Below are 19,295 nucleotides of genomic sequence, written 5' to 3' on the forward strand. Positions count from 1 at the left end.
GACGTGACTCAAACCAGTTCGGGTTGCGGTTCCGGCTGCCGCGCCGGCGCGGCCTTCGGCTCCCACGGTTTGGTGGTCCGTACGTAGCCGTAGATCACTGAGGTCAGCGCCAGAATGAGAAGTGGTCCGAACACCCAGGGGTGTTCGGCCATCTCCATCGGCAGATAGCGATAGGACACCAAGAGCGCGGCGAAGACCGCCGTGCCGTAGGCGACCAGCTGGATTCCCGACCGATCCCAGCCGCGGTCCTGCGAGCGCATCGCCGCCTCGATCGTGAGCGCGAACACGACGCCGGCAACGAGATCCACGCCGTAGTGGTAGCCGAAGCCCAGCGTCGCGCCGAGCGTGGCGGTCAGCCAGAACGCGCCTGCGAATCGCAGAACGCGTGGGCCCTTGCGGGAATGAATGAAGATCGCGGTGGCCCACGCCGTGTGCAGGCTGGGCATGCAGTTGCGAGGGGTGATCCCGTCGTACGGCACCGGGTGCGGGGGGTTGATCGGCGGCGGCGTGTTCGGCCACAGGTCGGCCACCGCCCATTGCAAGCCGCCGGTGCCGGAGGTGCCCGGGCCGTAGGCGAAGATCGGTCCGACCACCGGGAAGATCATGTAGATGGCCGGCCCGAGGAGGCCGATGACCAGAAAGGTGCGCACCAGGTGATGGCTCGGGAAGCGGCGCTCGGCCGCCACGTTACGCAGCTGGTACAGCGCGACGACGACCGCGGCCACCGCGAGCTGAGCGTAGACCAGGTCGAGAAGGTGGGTGCCGATCGGGCCGGTGGCCTTGAGGATCCGGCCTGCCAGCCACGACGGGTTGCCCAGCGCGTGATCGGCGGTCGCCACGTACGGGTCGAGCACCGCCGGGCGGGTCTTCGCGGTGATGAGCAGCCAGGTGTCGCCGGTCTTGCGGCCGGCCACCAGCAGCAGGCCCAGGCCGACGGCCTTCAGCAAGAGGACGCGTTCCCGGCCGGTGCGGCGCGTGATGGCGATGACCGCACAGCCCAGCATCACCCACAACGCGCCGTTGCCGAAGAAATGGCCGTCGGGCGTCTTGGCGTCGACCGCCCACCGCACCAGCACGAAGACGACGTCGATGCCGACCGCGACACCGGCCGCGATGAACCGCTGCCGCCAGGTGAGCGCCACCATCATCAGCGCCATACCGGCGTACAGCGGTCCCGGTTTGGGGGCGAATATCACCTCTCGCACCTGGGTGACCAACGGCCCCGGTTGGCCGGTGTAGCGACGCGCGGCGATCTCCAGCGCGATGAGGAATCCGAGGGTCACCACGCCCGCCGTGGCCCACAGGATCGCCTGCGGTCGACGCCACGCGGCGAACTTGCTGCTGCAGTTTATTCGCGAAAACACCCGCGATAGTATAGGTATCAATTGTTTGGCCGATTTGTTAGACGTTAATTAAAAATGTCCCTCTTCGTGCCGGATGGCGCGTTTTCCGGTGAAGGATGGGCGATGAGGGCGCTTGTCACGAGCCCGATCATGCCATCGGGAGCGGCGCGGGCTTCGCCGGCCACGGGCGGCGCGAGCGTCGGCGCCGTCGCCGAGAGCGGTCCCGGCCGCCACACCGTCCGCCGTGGCGGCTCGAGGGGGAGACAACGGCGGCGCTTCGCGTCGCTTCCCCAGCCGTGGGGCGCGCAAAGGCGCGTGCCAGTGCTCCGGTCGCTCCCGGTTCGCGCCCTGCTCCAGTGTGTACGACCAGGCCATGGTTGTCTGTTTTTGGCGGAGTCTGTTGGCGATGCCCCGAATGGTCACGCTTTCAGAAGCGCCCCATCGTGGCTTCTGGCCTCGCCTCGACCGGACCTCACATGACACCGAACTGCGCGCTCCGGCTGATTCACGCTCGATCCACGTATTGCGGGTTATCGGCAGGGATCGGCGGCGTCGGCGGACTCGCCCGGTGAGACGAGTCCTGTCTCGTAGGCGAGGACGACGGCCTGGGCCCGGTCGCGCAGGGTCAGTTTGGCGAAGATCCGGGCCACGTGGGTCTTCACCGTCGCCTCGCTGAGCGTCAGTTCCCGCGCCAGTTCGGTATTGGAAAGTCCCCGGCCCATGAGCGTCAGCACCTCGCGCTCGCGCGGTGTCAGCGCGGCCAGGTCCCGATGGACGGCCGGGGTCGCGGGGGCCGGGCCGGTGGCCGGGGCGCCGGAGGCGAAGCTCTCCACCAGGCGCCGGGTGATCGAGGGTGCGAGCAGGGCGTCACCGGTGTCGACCAGGCGCACGGCGGCGGCCAGGTGCACGGGGGTGACGTCCTTGAGCAGGAAGCCGCTGGCTCCGGCGGCGAGGGCGGCGTAGACGTAGTGGTCGAGGTCGAAGGTGGTCAGCATGATCACCCGGCAGTCCGGGGACTGCGCGAGGATGCGGCGGGCGGCTTCCAGGCCGTCCATGACGGGCATGCGGATGTTGTCCATCAGTACGACATCGGGCCGCAGCCTCCGCACGGCGGCCACGGCCCCGGCCCCGTCACCGGCCTCGCCCACCACGTCGATGCCGCGCGCGGTCAGGATCAGGCGGAAGCCGGTGCGGACCAGCTCCTGGTCGTCGGCGATCACGACGCGCGGGGCGCGCTCGGTGTGCGTCGTCATGGCCGGTCCAGCGGGATACGGGCGCGGACGCGGTAGCCGCCGCCGAGGCGACGGCGGGCGTCCAGGTCGCCGCCGTAGACGGCGACCCGCTCCCGCAGGCCGAGCAGCCCGCGTCCCGTTCCGTCCGCCCGGCCCCGACCCGGCTCCTTCCGTGCGGGCGCGCCGCCCGACAGGGCGCTCGGTCCGCTGTTCAGCACCTCGACGCGCAGGTAGCGGTCCGCGTACCGCACCGTCACCTCGGCCTTCGCCCCGTCCCCGTGTTTGAGCGCATTGGTCAGGCCCTCCTGGATGATCCGGTAGGCGGTGACGTCGATCCCGGTCGGCAGCGGGCGCGGCTCACCCGAGATGCGCATCTCGACGGGCAGGCCCGCGAAGGCGATCCGGTCGACCAGCGGACCGAGCCGGCTCACACTCGGCTGCGGTGACAGGTCCACGTCGTAGGGCTCGTCGTCACCGTTCTGCGCGGGTGCGAGCAGGCCGAGCAGGTGCCGCAGCTCGGTCATGGTGTTCCGCCCGGCGGTCTCGACGGCGCTCATCGCCGCCGCGGCCTCGTCGGGCATCGTGGCCAGCACCTCGCGGGCGGCTCCGGCCTGGACCACCATGAGGCTCACGTTGTGGCTGACGATGTCGTGGAGCTCGGCGGCGATCCTGGCCCGCTCGGCGTCCACCGCGGTCCGCGTCGCGCTCTCGCGCTCCCGCTCCAGCAGCCAACCGCGCTCCTCGATGGCCACCCGGTGCCGCCGCCGCGCCCGCAGCGCCACCACGCACAGCCACCCGGCGGCGCCGACCGCCGCCACCAGGGCGATGACCAGCCAGATCGTCCAGGATTCCCCCACCGGATCATCTTCGCAGGTGTACGACGCGCCCCGCATCGGCCCCCGGATGCAGCTCCGTACATCCCCGGGATGACCTGCCCGGAGGGATACATCCGGGGAGTGACGCCCCGTCATCGACCCCGGACCTAGGTTCGAGCCATGACAACTGATCATGGCAGCGCCCGGGACGTAGTGGTGCGGCTGGACGGCGTTCACAAGGAGTACGGCGACGCGAAGGCCCTGGACGGCCTTTCGCTGGAGATCCGGGCGGGCGACGCGGTCGCCGTGATGGGTCCCTCCGGTTGCGGGAAGTCCACCTTGCTCAACATGGTGGCCGGCCTGGACCGGCCGACCTCGGGCGCGGTCGAGGTGCAGGGCCACGACCTCGGGAAGCTGAACGAGACCGGTCTGGCGCTGTTCCGGCGGCGGAACGTCGGCATGATCTTCCAGTTCTTCAACCTCATCGACGACCTGCCCGTCCTGGACAACGTGGCGCTGGCCGCGCAGCTGACCGGCACCCCGGCCCGGCAGGCGCGCCGCCGCGCCCTGGAGCTCCTGGACGAACTCGGTGTCGCCGAGCGCCGGAACAACTATCCGGCGACGCTGAGCGGCGGCGAGCGCCAACGTGTCTCCGTGGCAAGGGCGTTGATGAACCGCCCGGCCCTGCTCCTCGCCGACGAGCCGACCGGCGCCCTCGACAGCCGGTCGGGCGAGCAGGTGATGGATCTGCTGATCGACCTCAACCAGATCGGCCAGACCCTGTTGATCGTCACCCACGACCCGCAGCTGGCCACCCGCTGCGCCAGCCGGCTGATCGAAGTCGCCGACGGCCGGGTCGCCCGCGAAAGCACGCTGGAGGCGACCGCGTGAGCGCCGTATGGAGAGCCTCGCGCGCCGCCGTGAAGCGCCGTCGGCTCCAGACCTTCGTCATCGGACTCGTCGTGCTCTGCTCCACCACGGCCGTCCTGCTCGCGCTGGCACTGCTGACCGCCGCCTCGAGCCCCTTCGACAAGGCCTACGCCGAACAGCGCGGCGCCCATACGGTGGCGGCCTTCGACACCACGAAGGTCTCGCGGGAGCAGCTGGCGCGGACCGCCCGGCAGCCCGGGGTGGAGGCAGCGGCCGGACCGTTCGGGCAGGCCGTCGTCGGCATCCCCAAGGACTGGCTCTGGATGGCGGGCGGCACCCTCACCGTGGTGGGCCGGGCCGATGCGGCGGGCCCCGTGGACCGGATCGAGCTGCTGGAGGGCCGCTGGGCCACCGCGCCCGGCGAGATCGTCGTCAACTGGTCCGTCCAGGGCTCCCCCGGCCCGGAGCTCCTCGGTACCAAGCTGGAGACCCCGGGCGGGCAGACGCTGACCGTCGTCGGATTCGCCGCCAGCATGAGCAAGTCGGCGAGCGCCTGGGTCTCGCCCGAGCAGATGGCCGCACTGCACCCGACCTCCGCCCAGATGCTCTACCGCTTCACGGACTCCTCGACGGAGGCCCAGCTGAGCACCGGGCTGGCACGGGCCACCACCGGACTGCCCAAGGACTCGCTGACCGGTGCGCAGACCTACCTCACCCTCAAGCAGGCCTTCTCCGCGCTGGCCGACTCCTATCTCCCGTTCATGACGCTCTTCGGCGTCCTCGGCCTGCTGGTCTCCACCCTGATCGTCGGCAACGTGGTCAGCGGGGCGGTCGTCTCCGGTTACCGGCACATCGGGGTGCTCAAGGCCCTGGGCTTCACCCCGAACCAGGTCGTCGCCGTCTACCTGACGATGCTCTCGGTACCGGCGGTGGTGGGCTGTGTGCTGGGCACCCTGTTGGGCAACGCGCTGGTCGGGCCGATCCTGAAGGTCGCGTTCACCGGCATCGACGTGGGCCGGGCCTCGGTCGGCGACATCAGCCCGTGGGTATCCGTGGCCTGCCTGGTGGGCATGCCCGCCCTCGTCCTGCTGGCCGCGCTGGTCCCCGCCCTGCGAGCTCACCGGCTGCCCGCCGCACGGGCGATCAGCGCGGGCGGCGCGCCGCGGACCGGGCGCGGGCTGCGCGTCCAGCGGATGCTCGGCGCCACCCGGCTGCCGCGCCCGGTCGGTCTGGGCCTGGGCCAGCCGTTCGCCCGCCCCGGCCGCACCCTGCTGACCGTGGCGGCCATCGTCCTCGGGGTCACCACAGTGACCCTGTCGACAGGACTGACCAGCACCTTGGTGGCGTTCGGCGACGTCGGGCGGGAAGACGGGGGCGCCCGGATCCACGTGACGACCGGGAGGTCGGGCGGCGCCCGGACCCCGTCCCGGCTCGGTGACGCGCAGATCGAGGAACGGCTGCGCTCCCTGCCGGGTGCGGAGGGGGTACGGGCCCGCGCGCTGTCCCAGGCGAACATGACCGGGCAGAGCCAGCCCGTCTTCGCCGACTTCTACCGCGGGGACGCGTCCTCGTACGACCACGTCATCGTCAAGGGCCGGGCGCCGGCCGCGGCGGGCGAGATCGTGGCCGGGCCGGCCTTCCTGACCCAGCGCGGACTCAAGCTCGGTGATCAGGTCACTCTGGAGCTGAACGGCAGGAAGGTCACCGCGACCGTCGTAGGTCAGCTCATCGAGGGCAACGCCCGGGCGCTGGAGGCCACTTGGGACACCCTCGCCCGACTCGCACCGGACGCCCACGCCACCGAGTACACGGTGCGGCTCGCCCCCGGCGCCGACGCGCGCGCCTACGCCGAGGCGGTGGCCGCGCTCGATCCGGGCCTGCACGCGTCGGTGATGGACGCCGGCAACGCCGGCACCGCCACCGTCATCACCTTCTCCACGGTGTTCACCGTCCTGCTGACCCTCGTCGCCTCGCTCGGCGTCTTCAACACCGTCCTGCTGAACACCCGTGAGCGCCGCCGGGACCTGGGCATGCTCAAGTCGATCGGGATGACGCCCCGGCAGGTGGTGGTGATGACGGTGACCTCGGTGGCCGGGCTGGGCGCGGTCGGCGGGCTGCTCGGCATCCCGCTCGGGATCGCGGCCCACCGCCTCGTCGTGGACCATGTCGGAGTGGTCGACTTCCCGGAGTACATGAAGGACGTGTGGCACGCGCCGCAGCTGGCCGCGATGCTCCTGGCGGGCGTGGCGATCGCAGTCCTCGGCGCCCTGGTCCCGGCCCGGTCGGCGGCCCGCATGACCATCGCCTCGGTGCTGCACACCGAGTAGACCGCCCGTCAGCACCGGTCCATGGAGCCGGCCCATGGCAGCCGACGGTGATCAGCCGCAGGGATTCGGCGGAGGCGGGCGCCAGCGTCTCCGGCGACAGCCGGTCACCGATCCCGCGCATGCCCAGAACAGAGACGCCTGCCAACAGAGACACGAGCGAGAGCACCACGCGGGCACGACGCCGGGAACGGTACGTGGCACTCGGACAGCCCCTCCTCGCCCTACCCGCACTGCTACAGCTCTAGGAACTCGGACGGAAAAGCGGCCGCAGCCTCACCCGCAAAGCGTACGGACACGGCCGAACAGCGTCAGCGGCGCACAAGAGCCCGCCCGGTGGTGCGGGGAGTGGATGACAGCATGGCGACGAGCGACAGCCGACTCGGCTGCGCGCCCGTGCCGCCGGCGTGCGAGATCAACCCGAGTTCGCTGTATCGCCGGTGCCGGTTCACCCCCTTCGGCGCCGTTGCTCGGGAGATTCCCCTCTCTGCGGCTACACGCGCGACCGAACGAGTCTTGCAACGTCGATCAACCGGCGGCGCCCCTTTACGGACAATGGTGCGTTCGCGTGGGTCATGGCGTAGTCGATGCTGTACGGGACGCGCGGTGCCGTGCGCCGGTGACGATAAGTGAGACGTTCTGCCCACCGAAGCCGAAGGAGTTGCTGAGCACGGCCTCCTGGGGGACGTCTCGTCGCTCTGCGACGACATCGAGGTCGATGTCGGGCCCGACGCCGGCCTCGGTGAGGTTGCGGGTCGGCGGGATGACGCCGTACTCCACGCTGAGGACGGCGATGAGCGCTTCGATCGCGCCGGCCGCGCCGAAGAGATGGCCGAGCGCTGCCTTGGGGGCTGTCACGGTGGCGCGGCCGAAGACCTCCCCGATCGCATGCGCCTCGGCGACGTCGCCGACCGGAGTTCCGGTGGCGTGGGCGTTGATGTGGCTGATCCGCTCGGGAGCCAGGCCGGCTTGCGCGAGGGCCTTCCGCATGGCGGAGATCTGACCGGAGCCGTCGGGAGCGGGTGCCGTGATGTGGTGGGCGTCGGCGGCGATGCCGGCTCCCGCGAGCACTGCGTGGACGCGCGCGCTCCGGGCGCTGGCATGCTCGGCGCTTTCGAGCACCAGGACGGCGGCGCCTTCACTGAGGACGAATCCGCTGCGGTCCGCGGCGAACGGGCGTGACGCCGAGGCGGGTTCGGCGGTGTGCCGCGACAGTGCTTGTGCCTGGACGAAGCCCGCGACGGTGATCGGGGTGATCGCGGCCTCGGTTCCGCCCGCGATGACCACGTCCGCCTCGCCGGAGCGGATCAGCCTGGCCCCCAGGGCGATCGCCTCGGCACCGGAGGAGCACGCCGAGACGGGCGTGTAGACACCGGCCCGTGCGCCGTACTCGATACTGATCAGCGCCGCCGCCGCATTGGGCATGAGCATCGGGACCGTGCGTGGCGAGACGCGCCGAGTGCCGGCCCCCTCCAGTACGTCGTCTTCCTTCAACAGCGTCCGTACGCCACCGATGCCCGTGCCGATCGCCGATGCGAGCCGGTCCGGGTCCACCTCCGGGGCGCCGGCATCGGCCCAGGCTTCGGCCGCCGCGGCGAAGGCTGCCTGCTGCGAGCGGTCGAGCCGCCTGGCCTGCACCGGCAGCAGCAACTCGGCGGGGTCGATCGCCATCGTCCCCGCGACGGTGTCGGGAAGGCCGTTGTCCTTGTGACCGCGCAGGACGCCTCCACGGATGCCGGACTCGCCGGCAAGCAGGGCCTCCCAGGTGGACATCACGTCTCCACCGAGTGGTGTGATCGCGCCGAGTCCGGTCACGACGACTTCGGTCCGTTGCATGCGCTCCGACCTTTCTTGTATGCGATACAAGCGAGCAGCCTTGTTTGTATCACATACAATTCGGGCATGGAGAAGAAGCGAACCGAAGCCCGAGCGACGCCGACTCCGGCGCTCGACCGTGGTCGCGCGACGAGGCGCCGGCTGATCGAGGCCGCTGCCCGGCTCTGCAAGGAGCGGCCCGGTGCCGAGGTGAGCGTCGCGGAGATCGCGAACGCGGCAGGGCTCTTCCCCAATCAGGTCACCTACTACTTCGGCTCCAAGGACTCGCTGATCGTGCACGCCGCTTTCCTCGGCCTGCTGCACGACACCCGACGGATGGAGCGCATCGGTCGCCAAGCCCCCGATGCGGCGACATTTCGGCGCAACATCGCCCGCGCCGTACTGTCTCTGCCCTCACTCCCATCAGTCGCGCGAGCACTCGCAGCCGGGATCTCCAAGCCCGAACTCGCCCCCGTGGTCGACCAGCACCTCCAGTTGTTGTTCCGGCAATCCGAGCGCTATGTGCGCCAGCTCATCGACGGTCGCGGCTGGAGGGCCCGTCGATCACTCGACGTGGAGGCCAGGACGTTCTGGAGCACCGCGCTCGGCGCGGTGCTGCTCGTCCGCGCCGGGGCACACGGCACCAACGCCGACCTCGACCTCGCCGGCACATTGACCATCCACGACGACTCCGAACCCGGTTAGCTCAGCCGACCGGGCCCACGGCGGCGACGTGCGCGGTCGCCGTGCGAGGACGACCTTGTCGCGGCCGGCATATTCGCCGCCGGCGAACTCCACCTGTCGCGGCCAGAGCAAGGCGTCAGGAAGGAGGCGCTGGATCCCCGCCGTGACCCGCGTACGGCCGCATGACAAGAAGATGGCAGATACCTGGCGGCTCCACTGCAACGACGGCGAGGGTTACGGGGCTTGAGGAACATCCATGTCAGATCGTGCGCTAAGCCCCTGTCGCCCCTGGTGGGCGGCTGACGGAGCATCGGTAGCGACCGCGATCTGAAGTCTTCTCGCAGATAACACCCCAATATCTGCGGTAGCTTGATTCGTCACGTGCGGTGACGCTCTTCGGTTCCTACGCGAAGCGGCCCTGTTATCTGTGGCAAGGGGGAAGCGGTGCCCACCGTCGTACAACTGCCGACAGGCAAAGCGCTCACCGTGCGGACGGCGGCTGACCTCTTCCTCGACTCGCTCGGCAACCCGAACACGGTCCGCACCTAAGGGATCGGGGTGGGCAAGACTGTGCTGCGACTCGGCGAGGGCCGCCCGCTCGGCTCGGTCACGGACGACGAAGTGGGGGAAGCCCTCGAACTGCTCTGGGGCACCGCGGCGGTGAACACCTGGAACTCCCGCCGAGCATCGGTGCTGTCCTGGCTGGCGTGGTGCCGCGAGCGCGGCTACGAGTGTCCGGCGGTCCCGGCCTGGGCGAAGCGGCTGGGGGTGCCGGACTCCGAGACTCCGGCCCGCTCACGCATGGCCATCGACCGGCTGATCGCCCGGCGCGAAGTGCACCTGCGGGAGAAGACCCTGTACCGGATGCTCTATGAGACCGCCGCTCGATCCGACGAGATTCTGGGCGTGAACATTGAGGATCTGGACTTCGCCGGGCGCCGCTGTCAGGTCAAGGCCAAGGGCGCCCGGACGAAGGCCCGACGACGCGGCCAGACGCGCGAGGACTTCGTGCTGGAGACTGTGTACTGGGACGCGGGCACGGCCAGGCTCCTGCCCCGCCTGCTCAAGGGACGCACGCGCGGGCCAGTGTTCGTCACCCACCGCCGAGCCGGCCCAGGGAAGGTGGTGGGCCCGCGAGACGTGTGTCCGGACACAGACTTCGCCCGGCTCTCATACGGCCAAGCCCGCGCCCTACTGGATGGGCACACCGCAGTTCGTGGACCGGGCAGCGGTTGGGACCTTCACGAGTACCGGCACTCTGCTCTCACGCACCTCGGCGAGCAAAGTGCGTCACTGCTCATGCTGATGGCCAAGTCGCGTCACAAGAAGCCGGAGAACCTCCGCCGTTACTTCAAGCCCTCACCAGCGGCCATCGCCGAGCTGACCAGCCTTCTGGCCCCCGGTGACAGCCGGCGGTGAGCCAGAACCTTGATCAACCTGTGCACTGACGGCAGACGAGGTTGGATCGGACTCGCGTCGATCGCGCACCGTCGGCCGGTGCTCGCTGTGCGGGGAGTCCGTCCACTCACTGGCATGTTGCCACCAGGCCCGCCTCATAGGCCAGGATCACTAGCTGCACCCGGTCGCGGGCATTGAGCTTGGCGAGTAGGCGGGTCAGGTAGGTCTTGGCGGTGGCGATGCTGATGGAGAGCTCGCCTGCGATCTCCGTATTGGACAGGCCTCTGCCGACGAGGGTCAGCACCTCGCGTTCCCGGGCGGTAATGCCGTCGAGCTCCGACCGCCGCGGCGGTGACGCTGCGGGTCGGGTGATGAACTCTTTGATCAGCCGGCGTGTGACGGCTGGTGCGATCAGAGCGTCCCCGGCGGCAACGATCCGGATTGCGGCGAGGATGTCGTCCAGGGCCATCTCCTTGACGAGGAATCCGGACGCGCCGGCGTGCAGCGCCCCGTAGACGTAGTCGTCGTCGTCGAAGGTCGTGAGGACGACGACGCGTGTGGAGCCGGTGCCCATCGTGATCAGCCGGGTGGCCTCGATGCCGTCCATGCCGGGCATCCGGAGGTCCATCACGACGACGTCGGGGGCGAGTTCCTCCGTCAGGCGTACCGCTTCCGCGCCGTCTTCTGCCTCGCCCACCACCTCGATGTCCGCGGTGTCGGTGATGACCATCTGCAGGGCGGCCCGCACCAGGGGCTGGTCGTCGGTGAGCACGACACGGATGGTCATCTGGCTCCCGCCTTCGCTTCTGCCTCGGTCCCTGCCGGTACCGGGAGTCTGGCCGCTACCAGGAAGCCGCCCCCGGGACGGGGCCCGGCCGTGAAATCGCCGTGCAGCAGGGCGGCCCGCTCGCGCATGCCGATCAGGCCGTATCCGGTGTCCGTGCTGGTGCCGCCGCCTTTCCCTCGGTCCGAGACCTCGACGGCGAGTTCGTCCGCGCGGTAGTCGAGGCGCACCTGGCAGGAATCGGCACCTGAGTGCCGTACGGCGTTGGTCACCGACTCCTGGACGATCCGGAATGCCGCGAGGTCGATGTCGGCTGGCAGCGGGCGGCGCCTGCCCTGCCACCGCACCTCCACGCGGACTCCGGCGGCCGTGGTCGTCGCGGCGAGCTGTTCCACGTTCGCCAGGCCGGCGGCCGGTCGCAGGGGCACCGGCGCGTGCGCGCGGCCTTGGCGTTCCTCATCCTGGTCGGCCTGGCGCAGCGCGCCGAGCATCCTTCGCAGCCCGGACAGCGTCTCGCGGCCGGCCATCTCCACGGTGAGCATCGCCTCGCGGGCTTTGGCTGGCTGGGTTTCGATGACCCGGGCCGCGGCGCCGGCCTGCAAGGCGATGATGCCGATGCTGTGGGCGACGGTGTCGTGCATCTCGCGGGCGATGCGCAGCCGTTCGGCGGTGACGGCCTCGGCGGCGACCCGGGCGTGCAACTCTGCGGTGTGGGCACGGGCCTGATGCGACGAATTACCGATGAGCCAGGCGATGACCACGGTCAGGGCCACGAACGGCTCCTGCGCGATGCTGGAAACGTCGCCCGTGATCAACCGCAGGACGAGGTATCCGGCGAGTGTGCCGAGGGCTGCGGCGGCCGCGATGAGCGAGCTCCGCCGAGGCCGGGTGGCTGCGAGGTAGCAGAGGGCGATATCCACGGCCAGGAACTGCGTGGGCGGAATCTCATCCTGACGCCAGGCCACCGTCGAGATGACCGTACCGACGATCACCAGACCGTACGCCGCGAAGGTCCTGCGGCGCAGCACCGCGCTGCCGGCCAGGATCAGCACGAAGGCGACGGCGAGCAGCGCCTGGGCTCCGAGCGAGTCGAGCCCGTCCTGGGGGTAGTTGAGCGAGTACGTCGGCACTTGCGGCATCACTACATACTCGACGATGGGTTCCACTGCTGCCGCATACCACGCCAGTGCCGTCCACAGGCCCGGCGGTATGCGTTTGAGCAGCGGCAACGGCAGCGGCGGTGAGGCGGACATGCATTGATCGTAAGCACCTGCATCTGACGGCACATCCGACCGTGGCCGTACAACCAGGGTTGACATCCGTCCTCTCCGATTGTCATCGGTGGTCCGATTACGGGCGGGGTCGCCCACCGGCACCGTTGTCCCCGTGATCGAAGTCAACGAGCTCACGAAGCGATACGGCGGCACGACGGCCGTCAAAGATCTGACCTTCACCGTGCGGCCCGGCCAGGTGACCGGGTTTCTCGGTCCGAACGGCGCCGGCAAGAGCACCACGCTGCGGATGATCCTCGGCTTGCATGAGCCCACCAGCGGCACCGTCACCGTCGACGGCCGTTCCTTTCGCGACCGCCCCCGTGGCCTGCGTCATGTCGGCTCCCTTCTCGACGCGCACGATGTGCACGGCGGGCGCAGCGCGGTGGCGCAGCTGTCCGCCCTGGCCCGCTCCAACCGCATCCCGCAGCGCCGGGTGGAGGAGGTGCTGCGGGAGGTCGGCCTCGCCGAGGTCGCCCGGCGCCGCATCGGCGGATTCTCGCTCGGCATGAAGCAGCGGCTCGGCATCGCTTCCGCCCTGCTCGGCGAACCCCCGGTACTGCTCTTCGACGAACCGCTCAACGGCCTCGACCCGGAAGGCGTGAAGTGGGTGCGTGACCTGTTCAGGCGTCTCGCCGCCGAGGGCCGAACGGTGTTCGTCTCCAGCCATCTCATGTCCGAGATGGAGCACACCGCCGACCAGCTGATCGTCATCGGCCGCGGCGAGCTGATCGCGGCGGAAAGCCTCACGGAGTTCTCCGCTCGCGGCACCCGGCAGAGCGTCACGGTGGGCACGCCCGCCGCTGCCGTCCTGAGAGATCTGCTGACGGCCGAGGGCGCGGCCGTGGACACGGCGGGCGACCTGCTTGCTGTGACCGGTGTGACCGCGGTCCGGATCGGTGAGATCGCCATGGAGCACCGCATTTTGCTGCATCACCTCAGCACCCGGTCCGCCTCATTGGAAGAGGCGTTCATGGAGCTCACCGCCGACAGCGTGCAATACCTCGCAGGAGACCCCCAGTGACCACGACGTACGCTCCCGTTGGCGGACTTGGCGCCGACGAACCCCGCGCCCGCTTTTACGACCTGGTGGCCGCCGAGTGGATCAAGCTTCGGTCGCTGCGCTCGACCTGGATCGCGTACGGGGCCACCGCCCTGGCCGTCATCGCGTTCAACGCGGGAACCGCCTACGACACCTACAACTACTGGCCAGAGCGGAGCGCGGCGGACCGGGCCGACTACGTCCGGGCCGGAATTCCGCTGCAGGAGGCGTTCACGGCGAACGCCGCCATGGTCATGATGCTCGCCCTCGGTGCCCTCGGCGCCGTCGCGATCATCAGCGAGTACAGCACGGGAACCATTCGTACGACGTTCGCGGCCGTTCCGGCCCGCCGTTCGGTGATGGCCGCCAAGACGGTGGTCGTCACGGCGGTCACCACCGTCTTCGGCTCGATCGTCGCGGGGGCCTCGTTCGGCCTGACGCAGGCGATCCTCGACGGCCGGGACGCAGGCATCTCGATCAGCTACCCGGGCGCCCTGCGTGTCGTAGTGGCGTCCGCCCTCCTTGCACCCGTGTGCGCGGTCGTCGGCATGGCCATCGGCTCCGTCATCAGGCACACCTCGGCCACCATGATCGCCACGGTGGCGGTCATCCTCGTGCTGCCCATCGTCTTCACCGAAGGCCGCCACTGGTCGGCGGTCGCCGGGCACGCCACGCTCTACCAGGCGTGGTTGCGGCACGTGGAGGTCGGCCCCCGCCAGACCGACTTCCCGTGGACGACCGGCGGAGCCTGGACCGTCTACGCGGTGTGGGCGCTCACCGCAGCCGTGCTCGCCGTCACCAGCGCACAACGGCGCGACCAGTGAGACGGCCGGTCGGCCAACTGCCCGGGTACGGAGACCCCGGCCAAGGCGGCCGCGACCAGGATGACGGGTTGACGACCGTTATTCCTCATCGACGCCATCGGGGTCACGCAGGGACCGCAGGCCACCCGGCAGGTCCGGGAGCTGGAAGGAGTACCGGCCGAGCATGTTGATGTGGTGTCGCACGAACGGCGAGAGGCGGGCCACGTCCTCGTCGCGGACGTCGAAGCCGTCGACCCGGAGCTGGGTGATGGCGGCATCCATGTAGCGGGTGTTGAACAGCACCAGGGCGTTGAGGACGAGGCCGAGGGCGCCGATCTGGTCCTCCATGCCGTCCTGGTAGCGCTGGTAGAGCTGCCCGGCCTTGCCGTGGAAGATCTTCCGAGCGAGCGCATGGCGGCCCTCTTGGAGGTTGGCCTGCACCTTGATCTTCCGTCGGTAGGCCGGCTCGTCCGCCAGACGCAGATACGTCTGGTCGACGTGGGACAACCGCCCGTACTTCAGCGCGTCAACCCCGCTGATGACGGGGGTGTAGCCGACGTTGCAGCCATGGGCTACCAGCAGCGCCGCGATGGTGACGGGGAGGTCCTTGAGCCGGGCCTCGCTGCCGGTGACCGAGGTGAACGCCTGGTCGGCGCCGGTCCAGGAGAACACCTCCAGCAGCACCTCCGGCAGGTCGACGCGGGGCAGCATCGCGTTCACCGCAGCACGCAGGTCGAGCAGGGAGGCCGGTTCGGGCTCCGGCTCCAACGCGGCGAAGTGCAGGCGGCCGTCATCGTCGAATGAAATCTGCGCGTTCTCCGGCAGGCGGCCCGAGACCTCCCGGTAGGTACCGTCCAGCAGCGCGGCCCGCGCCGCCAGGTGTTCGCCCGCCCCCTCGGGCAGGCCCAGGGACGCAAGGACGGTGGACTTCGCCTGCTCCCACGCCTCACCGGCCAACAGCTTCGCCCGCGGGTCGCCCCACTTGGAGGAATTCTTCGCAAAGATCTCCCGTCGGCGCAGCATGCGGTGGAACTGCTCCAGCACACAGAACACGTACGCCTTCCAGTCCACCGTCCCCGGCTCCAGGTTCGGCGCGGCCAGCACCAGACGCCGCCAGGACCCGGCCAGCAGCTTGGTGTCGATCTCGGCAGTTCCCACCTTCTTGCGGCCCATCAGCTCCGGCAGGGTCTTCAGCGCGGCCAGAATCGGGGCACCCTCCGGAGTCGCTCCGAAATCCACGACCTTGACCAGGAGCTTCAGGAACGGCCGCACCGTCCCGAACCGGGTGGCCAGCATCGCCCGCCATGCCTGATCCGCATCGGAGTCCAGCGGCGGGGTCAGCTCGAACAGTGCCGCGATCGCGGCGGCCAGCTCGTTGCGCGGCACCACCGCCTCGATCTGCTCCACGCCCACCACAAGGCTGTTGAGGTCGCTCCGGCGAATCTCATGCGTTCCGCCGGAGCGGGGTCGTGTCCATGGTGGAGCCATGTCTCGTCTCGTGCTGCCCGGTTCGACCCATACGGGCGACCGCCCCGGGCGAGTCGACCGTCCAGGTGCGCCCGGATGGCCGCACTCGCAGAGCTCTGGATCCACAGGCATGTCAAGCGGCGGCGTCGAAATAGACGACCAGGGTCTGCTCCGGCTGTTCGGCCAAGTGAAAAGCGGTGTACGCGTAGTCGATCGCTCCCCGTCGCGGGTGCCGTAGCCGTTTGCGACCGCTGTGCCGTGCCTGCACCTCGTACTGGGGCCACCAGTCCCGCACTTCCGGGCTGCCCTCGTTCAGTTCCTCGATCAGCCGGGTGTATCGCGGGTCTCCGGAATGGCGTGCGGCCAGCGTCCGAAGCCGGCCGAGCAGGCCGCGTGCCTCGGGTTCCCAGTCGACCAGAACGTCCCGGGCCACCGGTTCGAGAAACACCCAGCGGACGAAGTTGGCCGGCCGGTCCGCCTCGGTGATGAGCCTCGGGAACAGCTCTTCGGCCGCCCGGTTGTGGCTGAGGACGTCATAGTTGCCGCCGATGATGTACGCCGGGTTCGGCTGGAGCAACAGAGGGACGGTACCCGCCTCGGCCGTCAGTGGCTCGCTTTCCCCGGCTTCGGTCGCAGGCGTGTGACCGGCAAGATGGAGGAGATGATCGCGCTCGTGCCGGTCGAGTCGCAGCGCCGCCGCGAGGGCGTTCAGCACCTGCTCGGAGGCGCGGATCTCCCGCCCCTGCTCCAGGTACGTGTACCAGGTGGCGCTGATCCCGGCCAGCAGTGCCAGTTCCTCTCGGCGGAGTCCCGGAGTCCGACGGCGGCCGGTTTGGGGCAGGCCCACCTCGTCAGGGGTCAGGCGCTCTCTCCGGCTGCGCAGGAACTCACTCAGCTGACGGCGTTGGTCCGGCTGCCCAGGCATGACGGTGACACCTTCAGTTCTAGAATAAACACGGTCTGGATACCAGGCTAAAGTCCCCGGAGACTGGTGTGCAAGCAAGGGCCGCGGTACTGCCGACGGCCTCACACGGTGACACCGGCACCCGGTGGTCCAGTGCGCAACGGCTTCCGGACGCTGCTCCAGGACCCGCTGCCGCTCGGCACCCCGGCCCCGGTGGCGAGGACGGAGAGGACAACTTCATGTCCGGAATCAAGGGAAAAGTGGTCGCGATCACGGGAGCCGGCAGCGGCATCGGCGAGGCGACCGCGCTGCTGCTCGCCGAACGCGGCGCGCGACTCGTCCTCGGCGCACGCCGGTCCGAACGCCTGGCGGAGCTGGTGGCCCGAATCGAGAAGGCGGGTGGCACGGCCGTGCAGATCCGCACCGACGTGACCAGGCGGGACGACCTGCGGGCCCTGGTTGCGCTGGCCGGTGAGCGATTCGGCCGACTCGACGTACTCGTCAGCAATGCCGGAGTCGGCACGATCTCGCCTCTCGACGATATGCGCGTCGACGAGTGGGACCACATGGTCGACGTCAACGTGAAGGGTCTGCTGCACGGGATCGGCGCCGCGTTGCCGGTCTTCCGGGCGCAGGGCACCGGCCACTTCGTCACCACCGCCTCCACGGCCGCGTTTCGCATCGTGCCGGCCATGGCCGTCTACGCCGGCACCAAGTTCGCGGTCCGCGCCATCTGCGAAGGACTGCGCCAGGAAGCCGGCGACTCCCTGCGGGTGACCACCATTTCCCCCGGAGCGACTGCGACCGACTTCGCCGAGGCGTCAACCAACAGCCAGGTCAGAGAAGAGATCATGAAGATGCGGGACCGCATAGCGATCCCGCCCGACGCGATCGCCCGGGCCATCGCTTTCGCGATCGAACAGCCGGCCGCCGTCGACGTGAACGAGATCGTCGTCCGGCCCACCGCTCAGAGCTGACCTCCCCCCTTCCGGTGCGGACACCGCACCCGCAGGGCTGCTCCGTGGGTCACATGGCAACACAGCCCCGCGGCCCGTGGGATGGGCGGCATGCCCGAGCGGAAACGACGGAGGCGACGCCAGATGATCAAGGCTGCTGAGACCGAGAATCGACCTGGAGCCGCGCCCGTGCGCGGTCTTTCCTGATCGGCATCCTCACGCGCACTTCGAGGACGGCCGCGCCACGCCCACCCCCGGACTCCTTTGAACTGCCCACGCGGGCCGAGGTGTTCGACTGCCTCCCCGATCCACGCCGGGTACGAGGACGCCGCTACCGGCTCGGCCCACTGCTCGGGCTGTGCCTGGTCGCGGTGCTCGGTGGCGCGCGGTCGGCGGTCAGTCGCGTGGGGGTGCGAAGGGGCCTTCGTCGACGAATCGCCGTAGCCAGCGTGCGAAGGTCCGCGTGTCGGCTTCCGGCCAGGACGCGAGCGAGTCTTCGACGGCGCTGGCGAGTCGATGCCGGGTGGCTGCGACGGTGTCGTGGCCCTGGCGGGTGAGGGTGAGGAGGGTGGCGCGGCCGTCGGCGGGGTCCTGTCGGCGTTGTACCAAGCCGGCGGATTCCAGTCGGTCAGCGCGTCGGGTGACGGTGGTGCGGTCGAGGCCGACCTCGCGGCCGAGGTCGGCGGCGCTGACGGGGCCTGTTCGGGCCAGGCCGCTGAGTACCGGATAGGTGAGTTCATCGACCGCTTCCCCCAGGCCCTCGGTGAGGTGGGCGTAGAGGCGGGCGCGAGTGCTCCGGCGCAGGAGCAGTCCCAGTGCGTCGGCGATGTCGTACCCCGTCGTGTTGCTCATCCCCCCAGATTAGCGTGCGCGGCGCACGCTTCTACTGCTACCTTCATAAGCGTGCTTCAGGCACGCATCTTCTGGCGGGTACACCCGCGAACCGAAAGGAATCCCCATGAACCGCACCGACATCCGCACGGCGCTCACCGACCTGCTCTTCACCCCGGGACTCGACCTGGACCAGGCCGCTGACCGGCACTTCGCCCCCGACTACCGTCAGCGCACCGACGGCAGCTGGGCCGACCGCGCGGAGTTCCTCACCCACATCGCCCATCTGCGCACGGCCGTCGCAAGCGGCACCGTCCAGGTGCACGACGAACTCGTGGAGGGCGACCGCTACGCCGACCGGCACACCGTAGACGTCACCAAGACCGACGGATCCAGCGTCCGCATGGAGGTGTACGTCTTCGCCGAGTTCGCACCCGACGGACGCTTCCGCCGCATCGAGGAGACCACCCTCATGCTCGCCGGCGCCGAAGAGGACCGGAACCTCGGCAGCGCCCGCTGAGCCTCCGCGCCCGACGCCACCGCCCGGGAAGTGGGCGACGGGATGCGCCCCGGCCGCGGATCCCGTCGGCGGACATAACGCCTTTTCGCCCATGATCATGAGTGCTTGATCGCACATGGACCGTGTTGCGTCGAATCACATCGGAACCACGCGAAGCCCGAAAGCCTCGCCGGCGGCTCCGGCCGGGGCCCAGTTCACCGTCACACCGGCCACATCGCCCGACGCCCGCCGACTGA

At 69.8% G+C, this 19,295-nt stretch carries 15 protein-coding genes and 2 pseudogenes; 8 read left to right on the forward strand and 9 right to left on the reverse strand.

The features are described from left to right. Nucleotides 1-8: 8 nt before the first annotated feature. From ACZ303_RS11405 to ACZ303_RS11415, 3 genes are all read right to left on the reverse strand, one after another. A complete protein-coding gene (locus ACZ303_RS11405; protein ID WP_467337562.1) occupies nt 9-1,364 on the reverse strand; it encodes a phosphatase PAP2 family protein in 1,356 nt (451 codons plus the stop codon). Nucleotides 1,365-1,873: 509 nt separating this feature from the next. After that, nucleotides 1,874-2,596 (reverse strand): response regulator, encoded by a 723-nt coding sequence (locus ACZ303_RS11410; protein ID WP_467337564.1) that lies wholly within the window; start codon nt 2,594-2,596, stop codon nt 1,874-1,876. Further along, nucleotides 2,593-3,432 (reverse strand): sensor histidine kinase, encoded by an 840-nt coding sequence (locus tag ACZ303_RS11415; RefSeq protein WP_467337566.1) that lies wholly within the window; start codon nt 3,430-3,432, stop codon nt 2,593-2,595. Before ACZ303_RS11415 ends, ACZ303_RS11410 begins: the two co-directional genes overlap by 4 nt. A 138-nt stretch (nt 3,433-3,570) precedes the next feature. On the opposite strand from ACZ303_RS11415, the gene ACZ303_RS11420 reads away from it, so the two are divergent. Together ACZ303_RS11420 and ACZ303_RS11425 are read left to right on the forward strand one after the other, a co-directional pair. Further along, nucleotides 3,571-4,281, forward strand: coding sequence for an ABC transporter ATP-binding protein (locus ACZ303_RS11420; RefSeq protein ID WP_467337568.1), 711 nt, complete (start codon nt 3,571-3,573; stop codon nt 4,279-4,281). Further along, nucleotides 4,278-6,587: an FtsX-like permease family protein gene (locus ACZ303_RS11425; protein WP_467337570.1), complete on the forward strand. Its 2,310-nt coding sequence runs from the start codon at nt 4,278-4,280 to the stop codon at nt 6,585-6,587. The genes ACZ303_RS11420 and ACZ303_RS11425 overlap by 4 nt, the downstream gene beginning before the upstream one ends. Before the next feature lie 570 nt (nt 6,588-7,157). Here ACZ303_RS11425 and ACZ303_RS11430 read toward each other — a convergent pair. Beyond that, nucleotides 7,158-8,420, reverse strand: coding sequence for a beta-ketoacyl-[acyl-carrier-protein] synthase family protein (locus ACZ303_RS11430; RefSeq protein WP_467337572.1), 1,263 nt, complete (start codon nt 8,418-8,420; stop codon nt 7,158-7,160). 66 nt (nt 8,421-8,486) lie between these two features. On the opposite strand from ACZ303_RS11430, the gene ACZ303_RS11435 reads away from it, so the two are divergent. Both ACZ303_RS11435 and ACZ303_RS11440 read left to right on the forward strand, forming a co-directional pair. After that, nucleotides 8,487-9,104, forward strand: coding sequence for a TetR/AcrR family transcriptional regulator C-terminal domain-containing protein (locus ACZ303_RS11435; RefSeq protein ID WP_467337574.1), 618 nt, complete (start codon nt 8,487-8,489; stop codon nt 9,102-9,104). A 423-nt stretch (nt 9,105-9,527) separates the two neighbouring features. Continuing rightward, nucleotides 9,528-10,502 (forward strand): annotated as a pseudogene (locus ACZ303_RS11440) (tyrosine-type recombinase/integrase). Nucleotides 10,503-10,608: 106 nt separating this feature from the next. Here the strand turns inward: ACZ303_RS11440 and ACZ303_RS11445 are convergent. Both ACZ303_RS11445 and ACZ303_RS11450 read right to left on the reverse strand, forming a co-directional pair. Next, on the reverse strand, nt 10,609-11,268 hold the full coding sequence (locus tag ACZ303_RS11445; RefSeq protein ID WP_467337576.1) for a response regulator: 660 nt from the start codon (nt 11,266-11,268) through the stop codon (nt 10,609-10,611). Beyond that, nucleotides 11,265-12,518: a sensor histidine kinase gene (locus ACZ303_RS11450; protein WP_467337578.1), complete on the reverse strand. Its 1,254-nt coding sequence runs from the start codon at nt 12,516-12,518 to the stop codon at nt 11,265-11,267. The genes ACZ303_RS11445 and ACZ303_RS11450 overlap by 4 nt, the downstream gene beginning before the upstream one ends. Nucleotides 12,519-12,651: 133 nt before the next feature. On the opposite strand from ACZ303_RS11450, the gene ACZ303_RS11455 reads away from it, so the two are divergent. Beyond that, complete coding sequence (locus tag ACZ303_RS11455) at nt 12,652-13,560, forward strand: ABC transporter ATP-binding protein (protein ID WP_467337580.1); 909 nt, start codon at nt 12,652-12,654, stop codon at nt 13,558-13,560. Beyond that, nucleotides 13,557-14,402, forward strand: a complete 846-nt coding sequence (locus tag ACZ303_RS11460; protein ID WP_467337582.1) for an ABC transporter permease — start codon at nt 13,557-13,559, stop codon at nt 14,400-14,402. The genes ACZ303_RS11455 and ACZ303_RS11460 overlap by 4 nt, the downstream gene beginning before the upstream one ends. A 78-nt stretch (nt 14,403-14,480) precedes the next feature. Here ACZ303_RS11460 and ACZ303_RS11465 read toward each other — a convergent pair. Further along, nucleotides 14,481-15,833 (reverse strand): annotated as a pseudogene (locus ACZ303_RS11465) (Tn3 family transposase); the annotation flags it as partial. 148 nt (nt 15,834-15,981) lie between these two features. Continuing rightward, nucleotides 15,982-16,773: a helix-turn-helix transcriptional regulator gene (locus ACZ303_RS11470; RefSeq protein ID WP_467337584.1), complete on the reverse strand. Its 792-nt coding sequence runs from the start codon at nt 16,771-16,773 to the stop codon at nt 15,982-15,984. Nucleotides 16,774-16,991: 218 nt separating this feature from the next. Between ACZ303_RS11470 and ACZ303_RS11475 the strand changes: the two genes are divergently transcribed. Beyond that, nucleotides 16,992-17,729: an SDR family oxidoreductase gene (locus ACZ303_RS11475; RefSeq protein WP_467337586.1), complete on the forward strand. Its 738-nt coding sequence runs from the start codon at nt 16,992-16,994 to the stop codon at nt 17,727-17,729. A 375-nt stretch (nt 17,730-18,104) separates the two neighbouring features. On the opposite strand, the gene ACZ303_RS11480 is transcribed toward ACZ303_RS11475, so the two are convergent. Beyond that, on the reverse strand, nt 18,105-18,560 hold the full coding sequence (locus ACZ303_RS11480) for a MarR family winged helix-turn-helix transcriptional regulator (RefSeq protein WP_467337588.1): 456 nt from the start codon (nt 18,558-18,560) through the stop codon (nt 18,105-18,107). A gap of 106 nt (nt 18,561-18,666) precedes the next feature. On the opposite strand from ACZ303_RS11480, the gene ACZ303_RS11485 reads away from it, so the two are divergent. After that, on the forward strand, nt 18,667-19,059 hold the full coding sequence (locus ACZ303_RS11485; protein ID WP_467337590.1) for a nuclear transport factor 2 family protein: 393 nt from the start codon (nt 18,667-18,669) through the stop codon (nt 19,057-19,059). Nucleotides 19,060-19,295 lie beyond the last annotated feature (236 nt).

This window comes from Streptomyces sp. NPDC023527 (assembly GCF_055560115.1).